This window comes from Pseudomonas sp. RU47 (assembly GCF_004011755.1).
Classification (GTDB): domain Bacteria; phylum Pseudomonadota; class Gammaproteobacteria; order Pseudomonadales; family Pseudomonadaceae; genus Aquipseudomonas.
Genome location: NZ_CP022411.1, coordinates 6,149,359 through 6,163,192, shown reverse-complemented (window position 1 = coordinate 6,163,192; position 13,834 = coordinate 6,149,359). Strand labels below are relative to the sequence as shown.

11 protein-coding genes are annotated in these 13,834 nt (G+C 59.4%); 3 read left to right on the top strand and 8 right to left on the bottom strand.

The window, feature by feature from the left end:
• Positions 1–9: 9 nt before the first annotated feature.
• Both betB and betI read right to left on the bottom strand, forming a co-directional pair.
• Positions 10–1,482: a betaine-aldehyde dehydrogenase gene (gene betB / locus CCX46_RS28245; RefSeq protein WP_077574839.1), complete on the bottom strand. Its 1,473-nt coding sequence runs from the start codon at positions 1,480–1,482 to the stop codon at positions 10–12.
• An 88-nt stretch (positions 1,483–1,570) separates the two neighbouring features.
• Positions 1,571–2,164, bottom strand: a complete 594-nt coding sequence (gene betI / locus CCX46_RS28240; protein ID WP_034153602.1) for a transcriptional regulator BetI — start codon at positions 2,162–2,164, stop codon at positions 1,571–1,573.
• Between the two features lie 429 nt (positions 2,165–2,593).
• On the opposite strand from betI, the gene betT reads away from it, so the two are divergent.
• A complete protein-coding gene (betT, locus tag CCX46_RS28235) occupies positions 2,594–4,591 on the top strand; it encodes a choline BCCT transporter BetT (protein WP_095050249.1) in 1,998 nt (665 codons plus the stop codon).
• Between the two features lie 248 nt (positions 4,592–4,839).
• Here the strand turns inward: betT and choV are convergent, their stop codons facing one another.
• From choV to CCX46_RS28220, 3 genes are all read right to left on the bottom strand, one after another.
• Positions 4,840–6,018 (bottom strand): choline ABC transporter ATP-binding protein, encoded by a 1,179-nt coding sequence (gene choV, locus CCX46_RS28230; RefSeq protein WP_034153601.1) that lies wholly within the window; start codon positions 6,016–6,018, stop codon positions 4,840–4,842.
• Positions 6,015–6,860: a choline ABC transporter permease subunit gene (gene choW, locus CCX46_RS28225; RefSeq protein WP_095121426.1), complete on the bottom strand. Its 846-nt coding sequence runs from the start codon at positions 6,858–6,860 to the stop codon at positions 6,015–6,017. The genes choV and choW overlap by 4 nt, the downstream gene beginning before the upstream one ends.
• A 66-nt stretch (positions 6,861–6,926) precedes the next feature.
• On the bottom strand, positions 6,927–7,874 hold the full coding sequence (locus CCX46_RS28220; RefSeq protein ID WP_095121425.1) for a choline ABC transporter substrate-binding protein: 948 nt from the start codon (positions 7,872–7,874) through the stop codon (positions 6,927–6,929).
• Between the two features lie 437 nt (positions 7,875–8,311).
• Here CCX46_RS28220 and CCX46_RS28215 point away from each other — a divergent pair, with 437 nt between their 5' ends.
• Both CCX46_RS28215 and gbdR read left to right on the top strand, forming a co-directional pair.
• Entirely contained in the window at positions 8,312–9,688 is a 1,377-nt protein-coding gene (locus CCX46_RS28215) for an L-serine ammonia-lyase (RefSeq protein ID WP_127930063.1), read from the top strand.
• A 541-nt stretch (positions 9,689–10,229) separates the two neighbouring features.
• Entirely contained in the window at positions 10,230–11,333 is a 1,104-nt protein-coding gene (gbdR, locus tag CCX46_RS28210; RefSeq protein WP_007949927.1) for a choline metabolism transcriptional regulator GbdR, read from the top strand.
• A gap of 125 nt (positions 11,334–11,458) precedes the next feature.
• On the opposite strand, the gene CCX46_RS28205 is transcribed toward gbdR, so the two are convergent.
• The 3 genes from CCX46_RS28205 to CCX46_RS28190 all read right to left on the bottom strand — a co-directional run bounded on the left by CCX46_RS28205 (position 11,459) and on the right by CCX46_RS28190 (position 13,772).
• On the bottom strand, positions 11,459–11,722 hold the full coding sequence (locus CCX46_RS28205; RefSeq protein ID WP_016983943.1) for a hypothetical protein: 264 nt from the start codon (positions 11,720–11,722) through the stop codon (positions 11,459–11,461).
• A 385-nt stretch (positions 11,723–12,107) separates the two neighbouring features.
• Positions 12,108–13,271, bottom strand: coding sequence for a gamma-butyrobetaine dioxygenase (locus CCX46_RS28195; protein WP_127930062.1), 1,164 nt, complete (start codon positions 13,269–13,271; stop codon positions 12,108–12,110).
• 24 nt (positions 13,272–13,295) lie between these two features.
• Entirely contained in the window at positions 13,296–13,772 is a 477-nt protein-coding gene (locus CCX46_RS28190; protein ID WP_127930061.1) for a thioesterase family protein, read from the bottom strand.
• Positions 13,773–13,834 lie beyond the last annotated feature (62 nt).

The window sequence follows — 13,834 nt, the reverse complement described above, 5'->3', positions numbered from 1 at the left end:
ACTCGGGTCTTAGAACACCGAGACGTAATCGCCCAGCTCGACCTGTACCGATTTGATGCGGGTGAAGTTGTTCAGCGAGCTGATGCCGTTCTCACGGCCAACACCCGACTGCTTGTAACCGCCGACCGGCATTTTTGCGTCGGACTCGCCCCAGGCGTTGATCCAGCAGATACCGGCTTCCAGTTGATGAATCACGCGGTGGGCGCGGTTCAGGTCTTTGGTGACGATACCGGCGGCCAGGCCGAAGTCGGTGTCGTTGGCGCGGCGGATCACTTCTTCTTCGGTTTCGTAGGAGAGGATCGCCATCACTGGGCCAAAGATTTCTTCGCGGACGATGGTCATGTCGTCGGTGCAATCGGTGAACACGGTTGGAGCCACGAACGCGCCTTTGGCGAATTCGCCGTCGGTCAGACGATCGCCGCCGCACAGCACGCGAGCGCCTTGTTCTTTACCTTTGGCGATGTAGCCCAGCACGCTTTCCATGTGCGCGAAGCTGACCAGCGGGCCGAAGTTGGTGTTTTCGTCTTCCGGGTTGCCAACGCGGATGCGTGCAACGCGTTCAACGATCTTGGCTTCGAAAGCGGCTTTCAGGTGCGCCGGTACGAACACGCGAGTGCCGTTGGTGCAGACCTGACCGGAGCTGTAGAAGTTGGCCATCATCGCGGTGTCGGCAGCGCGATCGAGGTCGGCGTCGTCGCAGATGATCAGCGGGGACTTGCCGCCCAGTTCCATGGTCACGTCTTTCAGCGACGAAGCCGAAGCGCTGGCCATGACCTTCTTGCCGGTGTCGGTGCCGCCGGTGAAGGAGATTTTTTCGATGCGCGGGTGCTCGGTCAGCCAAGTGCCGACTTCACGGCCGCTGCCGGTCAGTACGTTGAACACACCGTTTGGAACGCCGGCTTCGGTGTAGATCTCGGCCAGTTTCAGGGTGGTCAGCGAGGTGACTTCGCTTGGCTTGAAGATCATCGCGTTACCGGCCGCCAGGGCTGGAGCGGATTTCCACAGCGCGATCTGGATCGGGTAGTTCCACGCGCCGATACCGGCAACCACGCCCAGTGGCTCGCGACGGGTGTAGACGAACGAAGTGTCACGCAGCGGGATCTGCTCGCCTTCGATGGCCGGCACCAGGCCTGCGTAGTATTCCAGCACGTCAGCGCCGGTGACGATGTCGACGTACTTGGTTTCGGAGAAGGATTTACCGGTGTCCAGAGTTTCCAGTGCGGCCAGTTCATCGTTGCGCTCGCGCAGGATGTCGACGGCACGACGCAGGATGCGCGAACGCTCCATGGCGGTCATCGCAGCCCAGATTTTCTGGCCCTTTTCAGCGCTGACCACGGCGCGCTCGACGTCTTCCTTGGTCGCACGTTGCACCAGTGCGAGGACTTCACCGTTAGCCGGGTTGATGGCTTCGAAGGTGGCATCGCTGCCGGCGTCGGAGTACGCGCCATCGATGTAAAGTTTTTGCAGTTCGAAACGGGCCATAGTGTCCTCGCAAGTGCATTGGTGGTTGGCGTTGACCACCGCGGTGAGGCTGCGGTGGCGTTCAGGGGCCGAGCGTTTTCTGTGTGCTCTAGCTCACCTTCTTGGCCAATTGGAAATCCATGTATTCGTAAGCGATCTGTTGCGCCTGCGCCGTGTCGAAAGCATCTCCCGACAAAGCGCCGCGCAACCACAAGCCGTCAATCAACGCTGCCAGGCCACGCGCTGCGGTGCGCGCATCTTCGAGCGGCAACACACGGCGGAACTCGCAGCACAGGTTGGAATACAGACGGTGATCGTTGATCCGCTGCAACCTGTGCAAAGACGGCTGGTGCATGCTGGTGGCCCAGAAGGCCAGCCAGGTTTTCATTGCCGGGCCATTGACCTGGCTGGCGTCGAAGTTGCCTTCGATGATCACCTGCAGATGCGCCCGTGGGCTGTCATCTGCCAGCGCCTGACGGCGCGCGGTGACGCTCTCGCTGAGGGCTGTCATCAGATACCGCATCGTGGCGGCAATCAGGCCGTTCTTGTCCTGAAAGTAATGACTGATGATGCCATTCGAGACACCGGCCAAACGGGCGATCAGCGCAATGCTGGCGTCCCCCATTCCGACCTGATCGACCGCCTGCAAAGTGGCTTCGATCAGTTGTTGGCGGCGGATGGGTTGCATACCGACCTTGGGCATCTTGCACATCTCCTTAGGCCTTCCGAGCGGCGAATCACGCCTATCGGATTGACGGCCAGTCTATTTTGTTTTGATTGAACGTTCAATCAACAAAGAATAAGATCTGCGACAAATCGTCGCTGCCTACAGATTTTTCCTACGTGTAAGTGGCGATAAAACCGACATCCGAAACAGCTCGAAACCTGCGTGGGGCATGGCGCGGTTCGCGATTCGATGGACGTGTTGAAAGGGCAAGACGCTCAGGGCCAGGTTTCGGATGAACGTCCGTCCACCTTCGGCCACGAAAGCGATTCGCAGCGCCATTTCGGCAGGTTCGGGCATTTTTCGGGGTGTCTTTATATCACCCGCCGGTCGGCTGCCAACTAACCGATTGGTCGGGTTCCGTGTTGCCTTGTGTTCTTCTCTCGCACTGCCTGGAGCATTTGTGCCATGAGTTCTGCCTCGCTTATAAAGACCCCGCCCGAGAAGGTGACGGTCAACGGTTGGGTGTTTTACACCTCTACCGCGCTGATTCTGTTGTTGACCGCCATTCTGATTATCGCCCCGCAAGAGGCCGGCAGACTGTTGGGTATCGCTCAGGCCTGGTTGTCGCGCAGCTTCGGCTGGTACTACATGGTGGTTATCGCCGCCTACCTGGTGTTTGTGGTGGGCCTGGCGTTTTCCTCGTACGGCAAACTCAAACTGGGCAGCAAGGACGACACCCCGGATTTCAGTTACGGCGCCTGGGCGGGGATGCTGTTCTCGTCGGGTATCGGTATTTCGCTGCTGTACTTCGGCGCATCCGAGCCACTGGATCACTACTTCAATCCACCGGAAGGCGCATCGGCCACCAACATGGCCGCGCGTCAGGCTGTACAGCTGACGTTCCTGCACTGGGGCCTGCACGGCTGGGCGATCTACGCACTGGTCGGTCTGGCCGTGGCGTACTTTGCTTACCGTCATAACCAGCCGCTGGCCCTGCGTTCGGCGCTGTATCCGCTGGTCGGCGAGCGTTGGGTCAAGGGCGCGGCCGGTCACGCGGTGGACGGCTTCGGCATGTTCGTGACCCTGCTGGGTCTGGTGACCAACCTGGGGATTGGTTCGCTGCAAGTGTCCTCGGGCCTTGAAAACCTGTTCGGCATGGAACACAGCAACACTAACCTGTTGATCGTGATCATCGTGATGAGCACCGTGGCGACCATCGCTGCCGTGTCCGGCGTGGAAAACGGCATCCGTCGTCTGTCCAACCTGAACATCGTGCTGTTCAGCGGTCTGCTGATTTTCGTCCTGCTGTTCGGGCCGACCCTGCACCTGCTCAACGGCTTCGTGCAGAACATCGGTGACTACCTCAATGGCATCGTGCTGAAAACCTTCGACCTTTATGTGTACGAGGGCGACAACGCCAAGTCCGAGCGCTGGATGGGCCTGTGGACCCTGTTCTACTGGGCGTGGTGGATTTCCTGGGCGCCATTCGTCGGCATGTTCATCGCGCGTATCTCCCGTGGTCGTACCGTGCGTGAACTGGTGGCTGGCGTGCTGCTGATTCCGCTGGGCTTCACCTTGGCCTGGCTGTCGATCTTCGGTAACTCGGCGCTGGATCTGGTGATGAACCAGGGGGCGGTTGAGTTGGGCAAGACGGCGCTGGAACAGCCGTCGATGGCGATCTATCAATTGCTTGAGCACTACCCGGCGTCGAAAGTCGTCATCGGTGTGTCGATCTTTGTTGGCTTCGTGCTGTTCCTGACCCCGGCCGACTCCGGCGCGGTGATGATGGCGAATCTGTCCTGCAAGGGCGGCAACGTCGATGAAGATGCGCCGCACTGGCTGCGGATCTTCTGGTCGGTGGTGATCACCCTGGTGACCATCGGTCTGCTGTTTGCCGGTAACTTCGAAGCCATGCAAACCATGGTGGTGCTGGCCGGTCTGCCGTTCTCGGTGGTGCTGGTGTTCTTCATGTTCGGCCTGCACAAGGCGATGCGCCAGGACGTGCAGATCGAACAGGAGCAGGCGCAACTGGCGGAGCGCGGTCGTCGTGGTTTCAGCGAGCGTCTGACGCAACTGGACCTGCAACCGAGCCAATCGGTGGTGCAGCGTTTCATGGACAAGCAGGTCAGCCCGGCGCTGGAAGATGCCACCGCGCAGATGCGTGCGCAGGGTCTGGAAGTGCAGACGCTGTTGGGTAAATCCAAGCGTTGCATGGGTGTGCGCGTTGAGATGGAAGAGGGCAACCCTTTCGTTTACGAAGTGAGCCTGGACGGCTATCTGGCGACCCCGACCGAATCGGCGCAGTCCGATGAAGCGCGTCAGCGTTACTACCGCGCTGAAGTGTATCTGCACAACGGCAGCCAGGATTACGACCTGATGGGCTTCACGCAGGATCAGATCACGCGGGATGTGCTCGATCAGTTTGAAAGCCATCGGCAGCTCCTTGGCCGGGTGTATAGCTAAAGTCAAAAGCCCCCTCACCCCAACCCTCTCCCCAAGGGAGAGGGAGCTGACCGAGGTGTCTGGCGTTGTACATCGACCTGAAAGATCGAGTCGATTATGGATTCGGTGAAGCAAGATCAGGTCGGTGTAGATCTGCAGCATCCCCCGGTCGGTCCCCTCTCCCTCCGGGAGAGGGCTAGGGTGAGGGGCTTTTTTCCTGACCCAATAAAAAAGGGATCGCTCACCGCGATCCCTTTTTTTATCCCGCCTTAACCGAGATTCTTGCCCAGCAACGCGTGATACAACTCGCTGTCGCCCAAGATCCCCACCACATGATTGTCATCGTGCAGCACCAGCTTGTTGCCGGTCTGATAACGAATCTGCAGTGCATCACGCATACCGATGTTCGAGTCCACCAGTGTCGGCTTGCGCTCCAGGCCTTCCACCGCTTGCCCCGGTGCCCAGTTCTGCAGGTTCAGCACCGAACCATTCTGCCGTGCGCCTTTGATGGTGTTGCCTTCGGCCAGGTCCAGCCACGAATCGCCGCCCGGATCGAGACACACCGAACCGTTGATGCGTTTGCACTTGTCCAGTGTGCGCATCAGGCTGCGCCCGCAAAGCACGTTGAGCGGATTGGTGTGCGCCACGAACGTGCGCACATAATCGTCCGCCGGGTTCAGCACGATCTCTTCCGGCACGCTGTACTGGATGATCCGGCCGTCTTTCATGATCGCGATGCGGCTACCCAGTTTGAGCGCCTCGTCGAGGTCATGGCTCACGAAGACGATGGTCTTGCTCAGCTTGCGTTGCAGTTCCAGCAGTTCATCCTGCAGACCCTGACGGATCAGCGGGTCGAGCGCCGAGAACGGTTCGTCCATCAGCAGAATATCGGCGTCCATCGCCAGTGCCCGCGCCAGACCGACACGCTGCTGCATGCCGCCGGAGAGTTCGTCAGGCTTCTTGTTGCGCCATTGGGTGAGGCCGACCAGTTCGAGTTTTTCATCGACCAGTTTCTTGCGTTCTTTCTCCGGACGGCCCTGCATTTCCAGACCGAAACTGATGTTCTCGCGCACCGTCAGCCACGGCATCAGGGCGAACTTCTGGAACACCATGGCGATGCGTTTGGTACGCATCATTTTCAGCTCGGCCGGGGTGCACGACGCGATATCGATCTGGCGGTTTTCATGCTCGACGAACAGCTTGCCGCGGCTCACGGTGTTGAGGCCGTTGATGCAGCGCAGCAGGCTCGACTTGCCGGAACCGGACAGGCCCATCAGCACGCAGATCTCGCCTTTGTTGATATCCAGCGTGGCTTTTTCCACGCCGACAATCTGTCCGGTCTTCTTCAGTATCTCGTTGCGGGTCATGCCCTGATCCAGCAGCTTGAGCGCCTCGCGTGGATCCTTGGAGAAGATTACGTCGACGTCTTCGAAGCGAATTATGCTCATGCGTCACCCCCTACTTTAGCGTCGGGTTGTTTGCAGATACGGTCGAGCATGATCGCCAGCAGTACGATCGCCAGGCCCGCTTCGAAGCCCAAGGCGATATCAGCAGTGTTCAGTGCGTTGACCACCGGTTTGCCGAGTCCGTCGGCGCCGACCAGTGCGGCGATCACCACCATCGACAGCGACAGCATGATGCACTGGGTGATGCCGGCCGCGATGCTCGGCATGGCGTGAGGCAGTTCAATCCGTGAGAGCAATTGGCGACGCGAGCAGCCGAAGGCCTTGCCGGCGTCCATCAGTTCTTGCGGGACATCGCGGATGCCCAGGTAGGTCAGGCGGATCGGCGCAGCGATGGCGAACACCACCGTGGAGATCAGGCCCGGGACCACACCCAGCCCGAAGAGGGTCAGGGTCGGAATGAGGTAAACGAAGGTCGGTACGGTCTGCATCAGATCGAGTACCGGACGCATGACAGTGTAGAACATCGGTTTGTGCGCGGCGACGATGCCCAGCGGCACGCCGATGACCACGCAGACCAGGGTCGCGAACATGACCTGGGCGAGGGTTTCCATGGTCTCCTGCCAGTACCCCAGATTAAGGATCAGCAGGAAGGAGGCGACCACAAACGCGGTCAGGCCCCACTTGCGTTGAATCAGATGGGCGATGATTGCAATCAGGCCAATCAAGACCAGTGGGTTGAACCAGGTCAGCGCAAACGTCACGCCGTGGATCATCGTTTCCAGGGTCACGGCGATTGCGTCGAAGGTGTTGGCGCCGTGTTGCGTCAACCATTCAACGAAGCCCGCGATGTACTGGCCTAAAGGTATTTTCTGATCAATCAGCATGGTAGTGAACGTCCGCATGCAAGGAAATAAACAGCCCGGACGGCCGCAGCCGTCCGGCATAAGCGATTACTGAGCAATCTTGGCTTTCACGGCCTCCAGGCCAGGTTTACCGTCAATGGTGGTCACGCCAGCGAGCCAGGTATCGAGCACTTGTGGATTCTTTTTCAGCCAGGCCTTGGCGGCCGCGTCAGGCTTCATCTTGTCGTCGAGGATGTTGCCCATCAGTTCGCTTTCCATGTCGACGGTGAACTCCAGGTTCTTCAGCAACTGACCAACGTTGCTGCATTCCGTGGCGTAACCCTTGCGGGTGTTGGTCGCCACGGTCGCTGCACCGAAATCGGGGCCGAAGAAATCATCGCCACCGGTCAGGTATTGAATCTTGAAGCGCTTGTTCATCGGGTGTGGCGCCCAGCCGAGGAAGACCACGGCGGTGTCGCGTTTCTGCGCGCGATCCACTTGCGAGAGCATGCCCGCTTCGGAGGATTCGACGACTTTGAAACCGGCGGTCTTCAGGCCGAAAGCGTCCTTGTCGATCATGCTCTGGATCAGACGGTTGCCGTCGTTGCCAGGCTCGATGCCGTAGATCTTGCCGTCGAGCTCTTTCTTGAATTTGGCGATGTCGGCGAAGTCATGCAGACCTTTGTCATACAGGGCTTGCGGCACGGCGAGGGTGTACTTGGCGCCCTTGAGGTTGGTGCGCACGGTTTCCACGGTGCCGGCATCGCGATAGGCCTTGATGTCGTTTTCCATGGTCGGCATCCAGTTACCGAGGAATACGTCCATGTTCTTGCCGTCGGCCAGCGACTTGTAGGTGACGGGCACGGAAATCATGGTGGTCTTGGTCTTGTAGCCGAGGGCGTTGAGCACAACAGAGGTGGTAGCGGTGGTGGCGGTGATGTCGGTCCAGCCGACATCGGAGAAATTCACGGTACTGCACTGCGCCGGTTCTGCAGCTTGCGCCAGTAACGGCAGACTCAGCATGGCGGCCAACAACAACGACGGGGAACCTTTCATGGATGGACTCCTTGGTGTTTTTTTTGGCAGTGTTCCGACTGTGGACCACCGCACTTATAGGTTGCGGTTGGATGGCGTTCTGGAGACAGCTCTACCACGGCGCCTTGCAATCGAGTCATAACGATCATGTACCAGTGAAAATCTGACGCCTACAGGGGGGGTCGTATCCAGTACAGGGATGGTCGTATCTAGTGTCAGTGACGTCGTTTACAGCTTTTTTCAGCCCCGAATGGCCCTCTGAACCGTATAAAAACGGCGAAAAACCGGGACGAAAACGGCGCGGCGCTGGTGGACATGAGTGCGTCGGTGTCAGACGCCGTGCGCTCCGACAAAAGCCTGATGATGCGGGCATTCCGGCGGATCGCAGCTTGAGCGTAGCAGCTCCGCCAGCGGGCGCTTTTGCGCCCCGGACCGGTATCCTCAGGAGCTCTGCAGCAATGGCTATCAGTGTTTTCGACCTGTTCAAAATCGGCATCGGCCCTTCCAGTTCCCACACCGTCGGGCCGATGCGCGCGGCGGCGTTGTTCGTCGAGTCGTTAAGGGGCAAGCATCAGCTGGAGCAGGTGCGGCGGATCGAAGTGCAGCTGTACGGTTCGCTTTCGGCCACCGGCATCGGTCACGGCAGCGACAACGCGGTGATCATGGGGCTGATGGGCGAGTGGCCGGACGCAATCGACCCGTCGCAGATCGGCCCGCGCATTCACGCCCTGCGTGAAACTCACACACTGTTATTGGATGGTCGTTTGGCGGTGCCGTTTGTCTGGGCGAGGGACATGCGTCTGATCGACGAGAACCTGCCGTTCCACCCCAATGCCATGACGATTGTGGCCGAGGGCGATCACGGCGAACTGCATCGCGACACCTACTATTCGGTGGGTGGCGGTTTTGTCGTCGATCAAGCGCAGGCGTCCAGTGGCGTGGTCGATCTGGATCGCACTGAATTGCCTTATGACTTTTCCAGCGCGGTCGAGCTGCTGGAGCTGTGCAAGAACAACAACCTGCGCGTTGCCGAACTGATGATGGCTAACGAAAAGGTCTGGCGCAGTGAAGAAGAAATCCGCGCCGGTCTGATGAAGCTGTGGCGGGCGATGCAGGACTGCGTCGAGCAGGGGCTGAAACACGAAGGCATCCTGCCTGGCGGATTGAATGTACGGCGGCGCGCGGCGAAGTTGCACCGCAGTCTTCAGGAGTTGGGCAAGCCCAATGTGATCGGCTCGACGCTCAGCGCGATGGAGTGGGTCAATCTGTTTGCGCTGGCTGTTAATGAAGAAAACGCGGCGGGTGGGCGCATGGTCACGGCGCCGACCAATGGCGCGGCGGGGATCATTCCGGCGGTGTTGCACTACTTTATGAAGTTCAGCGAAGCGGTGACGGACGCCAACGTGGTCGACTACTTCCTCGGTGCGGCGGCAGTGGGGATTCTGTGCAAGAAGAATGCGTCGATCTCGGGCGCCGAAGTTGGCTGTCAGGGCGAGGTCGGTTCAGCGTGCGCGATGGCGGCGGCGGGGCTGGCGGAGATTCTTGGCGCTACGCCGGAGCAGTTGTGCAACGCGGCGGAGATTGGCCTGGAACATAACCTTGGGCTGACCTGCGATCCGGTCGGTGGCCTGGTGCAAGTGCCGTGCATCGAGCGCAATGCGATTGCGGCGGTGAAAGCGATCAACGCGGCGCAGATGGCGTTGCGTGGTGATGGTCAGCATTTTATTTCGCTGGATCGGGTGATCCGCACCATGCGTGATACCGGTGCGGATATGCATGACAAATATAAAGAGACATCGCGGGGTGGGTTGGCGGTCAGTGCGGTTGAGTGCTGAGACCGCGTTGCCCCAATCGCGAGCAGGCTCGCTCCCACATTGGACCCTGGCGTTCACACATTTTGTGTTCACTGGAGATCTACTGTGGGAGCGAGCCTGCTCGCGAAGGGGCCAGACCAGTCAAAACTGCTCACCAAGTGAACACAGACAATAAATCACGCCACCTTTTAGCGCGTCGTAATCAGATAAGAGTCTTTCCCACCTGTTACACGCGCTCAGCTCTCCTACCGTCCGTCACCCGTGCTTGCGGTGACACTGTCCGACAATCGCGCGCAGGCCAGTTCCCACAAGTGCTACCGATTTGCTCACACCCCTCGGGGCAAGGCGCTCAACAACACTAATGGCACTTCGAAACACCTTTCGTCGGACGGCTCGTATAGACACGTCGCGACGTCGTTTTCAGGAGTTATTGAACAGCCATTCAATTTTAGGCATGGCAATTGCTCTGTCATAACAAAGCCCGTCTCCCACGCGAGAACGCTGGCAATAACAAGAGCCTCCGCCTGAGGCCATCACCCGCTTTGTGTGAGGAGATACCGCGATGACGTCGTTCAACTCCGGGGCCCAACCCCAGAACCGTGCGCCTCAATCTATCGGCTTTCTGCTGCTGGACAATTTCACGCTGATTTCTCTGGCCTCCGCAGTAGAACCTCTACGCATGGCCAACCAATTGTCCGGTCGCGAGCTGTATCGCTGGAGCACCCTCACCGTCGATGGCGGCCAGGTGTGGGCCAGTGACGGTCTGCAAATCACTCCCGACGCTTCCATGCACAAAGCGCCACCGCTGGACACCGTGATTGTCTGCGGCGGCATCGGTATCCAACGCACTGTCACCCGCGAACACGTTTCCTGGCTGCAAAGCCAGGCGCGACAGTCCAAGCGCCTCGGCGCCGTGTGCACCGGCAGTTGGGCGCTGGCTTGCGCCGGGTTGCTCGACGGTTTCGATTGCAGCGTGCACTGGGAATGTCTGGCGGCGATGCAGGAAGCTTTCCCGCGCGTGGCCATGAGCACGCGCTTGTTCACCCTCGACCGTAACCGTTTCACCAGTTCCGGCGGCACCGCACCGCTGGACATGATGCTGCACCTGATCAGCCGCGATCACGGCCGTGAACTGTCCGCCGCGATCTCGGAGATGTTCGTCTACGAACGTATCCGCAACGAACAGGATCACCAGCGCGTGCCGCTCAAGCACATGCTCGGCACCAACCAGCCGAAGCTGCAGGAAATCGTCGCGCTGATGGAAGCCAATCTGGAAGAGCCGATCGACCTGGATGAATTGGCAGTGTACGTCGCCGTGTCGCGTCGACAGCTGGAGCGCCTGTTCCAGAAATACCTGCACTGCTCGCCGTCGCGTTACTACTTGAAGCTGCGTTTGATTCGCGCCCGGCAGTTGCTCAAGCAGACGCCGATGTCGATCATCGAAGTGGCGTCGGTGTGTGGTTTCGTCTCGACGCCGCACTTCTCCAAGTGCTACCGCGAGTACTTCGGCATTCCGCCGCGTGACGAGCGCGTAGGCTCCAACACCACCCAGCAAGTGGCGATGCTGCCGCTGCCGCAGGCGATCGTGATGTCGCCGCTGTCGGGGCCGATGTCGGCGTTGAGTCAGGCGCGCAATGAATCGACGTTTGCCAGCGTAAGGCTCTGATGAGGATCGTTCCCACGCTCTGCGTGGGAACGCAACCCGGGACGCTCTGCGTCCCAAAAGGCCGAACGCGGAGCGTCCGTTGAGGCATTCCCACGCAGAGCGTGGGAACGATCAGGTGAGCAACGTCAGGCGCTATGGCTTTGCTGGTAGTCCGCCAAGGCCGGCAACAACTGTTTGTCGATCGCCTGACGCACCGCCGGCTGAATACTGGCGCCGCTGGTGTACATGTCCTTGACCATCTTGCGCAGTTCAAACGCGCGAACGTTATCCAGACCGCGCACCGCGCACTCGCAAGCCTGATCGGCGGTCGTGCCACTGGGCACTTGAATACCCAACGCCTTGAGCTGGCCCAACAAATCTTCCTGATCGATCAAATCGGCATACATCATGACGCGCATCCTTCTTCGGTAACGGAGGTCGTGGCTCGATTCTGGTAGGCATGCCGAGGCACGGCAAGGGCGATTTGTCGCAGTGGCCGCGACGGCTATGAACAGGTCGTTTTCGGCTAACTCGCCGCTCAAGGGAGTGGGCACACTGAACTCAGCTTGCAACACGAAGGTTTGGTCACCCTCGCTTGGCAGCTCCTCAACAGTACCCTCCTCAGCTCCGATCCTGTCACGGCTTGATCGGAGTTTTTTTGCCTGTGAATCAGAGAACGGTGTGTTGCTGCTGACGCCTTCGCGAGCAGGCTCGCTCCCACAGGTGACCGCGTTCCTTCATGGGAATGAGGTTGAATGTGGGAGCGAGCCTGCTCGCGAAGAACGATGACGCGGTCTAGCGTTGCAGCACCAGAATCCGCGACAACAATTCATCCCGGTCGACATAGCAGCCCTGAAAATGCCGCGCCCCGGTGGCCGGGTCAAACGCATTGCGCGCATGCAATGTGCGGCGGTTATCAAAACACCACAACTCACCGGGGTTGAGCCGTTGCATCAGCCGAAACCGTGGCTCGCGAGTCATCGCAATGAAGCGTCGATAAGCCCGATACAACCGTGGCATTTGCTCCACTGACGTATCGAACGCGCCGCGCAGAAAGTTCGCCATGCGAATTTCCGCCACGCGTCCCAAGGCATCCAGAGCAATGATCGGCGCCAGGCAGCGATAGTCGCTATGACGATCCTTGTTGCGAAACTCAACGGGTATTTCACACAGCGCCTGAAACGCTGCCGGGTCTTCGCTGCGCAACGCATCGGCAATCGCAAAACCATCGACAAAAATACTCTCGCCACCCTCGGCGTCATTCACCAGGCAATGCAGAAATTGCAATCCAGGTTGCAGCTCGCGAGTGGGCAGGTCGGTGTGCAACGGCAGGTTGAAAGCGGTGTAGGCATTGCTGTCGGCATCGGCTTTGGATTGCACGTTGAACAGCACGCCGAAGTTGCTCTCGCGAATAAAGGAAATGCGCTGGGCGATGAGCTTCAGCGAGCCGGGTTCGGTGGGTACGCCGCGCACTTGGGTCAGGCCGATGTCGCGTAAGGCGATCAGCCATTGCAGCAGGGCGGCGTTGTCGTTCATCAGCGTCGCGTATTCGAACACCGGCAATTGCAAATCGCTGTGCCACAGATAAGGCTTGGCCTTGGCGGCCAAGCGTTCGGCGCGGGATTCATCATCGTAGGCGTGAGCACGCAACCAGCCGGGATCGAAACGACTGAGGTGGCCGTCCTGCCAGTCAATGCGCAGGCAGCCGTGGGTATCGATATGCGCGGCAGCTGGTTTGAGGTCTTCAGCGGCGTCGACAATCTCGAAGACCTGTTCGCGGGTGACGTTATAGACGCACTGTGGACACGGGCAGTTGTCCCGCAACCAGATATGGTGGAACGGGCTGACGCGCCCGTCAGCCCACTCAATGGCAACGCGATCCGCCAAGGTCTGCACGCCACCGAGCGCGCTGATCAACGGATAAGTACGGAAGTCGGCAACAGCGGCAGCGGTGTTCATGGCGGTTCCTTGTGATCGATGGATTTACCTTGCAGGTGGCAGCGCGATGACGCGGCCGATGTAAGCGGGGGCAGGCAAGTCTTTCTGCTCGGCGACGATGCTTTGCAGGCGGCTCAGGGTGTCCGGGCTGAAAGGTGCCGAACGTGGGCCGGCGAGATCGACGTGCAACAGCATCTGTTCGTTGCCGGCCAGTTCCTGGTCATCACCGACCTTGTGCAGGCTGTGATAGAGGTGCAGGCGTTTGCTGTCGTGGCCGATGATTTGCGTGCGTACTTCGACCTCGGTATCGAGTTTCACTTCGTGCAGATAATTGAGGTGCAGTTCGAGGGTGAACAGTGAATTCCCGCTGGCTTCGCGGTTGTTGCTGTCCATGCCGAGGCGATCCATCAGGGCGTCGGTGGCGTAGCTGAAAATCAGCAGGTAGAAGGCGTCGCGCAGGTGGCCGTTGTAGTCGACCCAGTCGGGGATGATTCTGGTTTGGTAGGTGGTGAGGTTGGGCATGATTGGGTTCCGGCAGTTGGCGGGTCGTCAGGATCAAGAGCTACCCCCTCACCCCAGCCCTC

Excerpts from the sequence above, each read along its gene's own strand:
- betB (WP_077574839.1), bottom strand. The coding sequence starts at position 1,482 with ATGGCCCGTTTCGAACTGCAAAAACTTTACATCGATGGCGCGTACTCC.
- betI (WP_034153602.1), bottom strand. The coding sequence starts at position 2,164 with ATGCCCAAGGTCGGTATGCAACCCATCCGCCGCCAACAACTGATCGAA.
- betT (WP_095050249.1), top strand. The coding sequence starts at position 2,594 with ATGAGTTCTGCCTCGCTTATAAAGACCCCGCCCGAGAAGGTGACGGTC.
- choV (WP_034153601.1), bottom strand. The coding sequence starts at position 6,018 with ATGAGCATAATTCGCTTCGAAGACGTCGACGTAATCTTCTCCAAGGAT.
- choW (WP_095121426.1), bottom strand. The coding sequence starts at position 6,860 with ATGCTGATTGATCAGAAAATACCTTTAGGCCAGTACATCGCGGGCTTC.
- CCX46_RS28220 (WP_095121425.1), bottom strand. The coding sequence starts at position 7,874 with ATGAAAGGTTCCCCGTCGTTGTTGTTGGCCGCCATGCTGAGTCTGCCG.
- CCX46_RS28215 (WP_127930063.1), top strand. The coding sequence starts at position 8,312 with ATGGCTATCAGTGTTTTCGACCTGTTCAAAATCGGCATCGGCCCTTCC.
- gbdR (WP_007949927.1), top strand. The coding sequence starts at position 10,230 with ATGACGTCGTTCAACTCCGGGGCCCAACCCCAGAACCGTGCGCCTCAA.
- CCX46_RS28205 (WP_016983943.1), bottom strand. The coding sequence starts at position 11,722 with ATGATGTATGCCGATTTGATCGATCAGGAAGATTTGTTGGGCCAGCTC.
- CCX46_RS28195 (WP_127930062.1), bottom strand. The coding sequence starts at position 13,271 with ATGAACACCGCTGCCGCTGTTGCCGACTTCCGTACTTATCCGTTGATC.
- CCX46_RS28190 (WP_127930061.1), bottom strand. The coding sequence starts at position 13,772 with ATGCCCAACCTCACCACCTACCAAACCAGAATCATCCCCGACTGGGTC.